Origin of the sequence: Bifidobacterium pongonis (genome assembly GCF_019331805.1) — a bacterium.
In the GTDB taxonomy this organism is placed as follows: Bacteria; Actinomycetota; Actinomycetes; order Actinomycetales; family Bifidobacteriaceae; genus Bifidobacterium; species Bifidobacterium pongonis.
Window position 1 is genome coordinate 1 of the sequence record NZ_JAHBBE010000075.1, and the last position, 1,793, is coordinate 1,793.

Below are 1,793 nucleotides of genomic sequence, written 5' to 3' on the forward strand. Positions count from 1 at the left end.
GGCGCGGTACTTCTACGCGCTGTTCGGCATGGTGAGCCTCATGGCCATGTCGTTCGCCATCAACAGCATCACCTCTATGCAGGCCAATCTCTCGACGCTCGGCATCAGGCAGACCGTCAGCCCGCTGCCCAAGTGGAAGCAGATCGCGTCCGTACTGCTCGTCAGCTGGCTCTGCTCGTTCGCCAGCCTGTTCGTGCTCCTGCTGTACATCCGGTACGTATGCCATGTCGGCATGGGCGGGCGCGAAGCGATGGCGGTGCTCGGCATCGCGGTGGCGGCCTTCATGTCCAGCGGGCTCGGCCTGCTTCTCGGCTCGATTCCCAAGCTCGACGCCGCAACCAAAACGGGCATCTCCACCGCGCTGTCGTGCTTCCTGTCGCTGTTCGCCGGCCTGTACGGCGTTTTCGCCATGGATCTTTCCGACCTCATCGACCGGAACATGCCGGTGTTGAGCGTGCTGAACCCCGCCAAGCAGGTGACGAACCTGTTCTACGACCTCATGTATTTCGACAGTTACCGCCCGTTCTTCCAGGCGGCCGGCATCCTCTTCGCGTTCGGCGCCGTATCCCTCGCCATCGCGGCCCTGCTCCTCAGGAGGCAACGCTATGACTACCTTTAAAGCCGGCTGGCGCGTCGTATTCGCGCACAAACTGTACCTGGCCATCTACATCGTCTGGCTGTGCGCGATGATGGTGATGATGAGCGGATCGGTGGTGAACAGCAGCGTGCATCAGAGCGATGACGGCGTTTTCTCCGAAGCCAAGGCCTCGGTGGCCGTGGTGAACCGTGACGGGACCGCGGCAGGGCGCGAACTGGCCTCGTCGTTGCGCAGGTATTTCGCCGTGTCGAACACGGTGATCGCCTTGGAGGACCGCCCCGTCGTCCTGCAGAACGCCGTCGCCACCGATCATGTCGACCTCATCGCGATCGTGCCGGAAGGGTACGCATCCGATTTCGCCAAGGCATGCGAGCGGGGAACCACGGTACCGAAGATCGGTACCGTCACCAGCTACTCGTCCGGTGCCGGTGCCATGGGACGGATGGAGATCGACTCCTTCCTGAGCAATATGCGCATATCCATGACCGCAGCGAAGACCTTCGACGCCGCCGGGATGGCCAAAGCCGCGAAGCGCACCGTCGAAGACAAGCGCGCTGCCGCCACGTCGGGGGAGAACAAGGTCACCGTGGTGAAAGACGGCAAGAAGGACGGCACCGTGCCCGGACTCACCGGTTTCGCATTCACCGTGAAGCTGATCGCCTACCTGGCCTTCATCGCCGTCACCGTGATCATCGCCGTCGTGCTGTCTTCGTTCGGCGGCGCGGAACGCCGCCGCAGGCTGGAGGTCGCCGCGATATCGCCACGGCGCATCGGAGTGCAGCAGATACTGCTGTGCGTGACGTTCTCGATGGCGGTATGGGCGCTGTACATGCTGGTGACCTGCTGCCTGATGGCGGCATGCGGCATGGATCTGCGCGCGATATCGGCGGGCGGTTACGCCATGGTGGCGCTGTCCATGTTCTCGGTGATCCTCGTATCCGCATGTTTCGGGTATCTGCTCTCCGCGTTCGGCGTCAGCGAGATCGCGGTGAACGGCGTGGCCAACGTGGTGGGCCTCGCCATCATGTTCACCTCCGGCATGGCGTTCTCCGTATCGCTTATGCCGCAGGCGATGATCACGGTGGGTAAGCTGCTGCCAGGCTGGTGGTATTGCGTTTCCATCGATAAGGCGCTCGGCGTCGGCACCGTCTCCTCCGTCGATGTGACGGGCTGGGCGTGCGACACCGGATTGGTG

The 1,793-nt window shown here is 63.1% G+C and carries 2 protein-coding genes; both read left to right on the plus strand.

The window, feature by feature from the left end; all coding sequences use genetic code 11:
• Positions 1-619 (plus strand): ABC transporter permease (locus KIH75_RS09960; RefSeq protein ID WP_219056546.1); only part of this gene is annotated, 619 nt, incomplete at its 5' end.
• Positions 606-1,793: ABC transporter permease (locus tag KIH75_RS09965; RefSeq protein ID WP_219056547.1), on the plus strand; the 1,188-nt coding region annotated here is incomplete at its 3' end. The genes KIH75_RS09960 and KIH75_RS09965, both read left to right, overlap by 14 nt.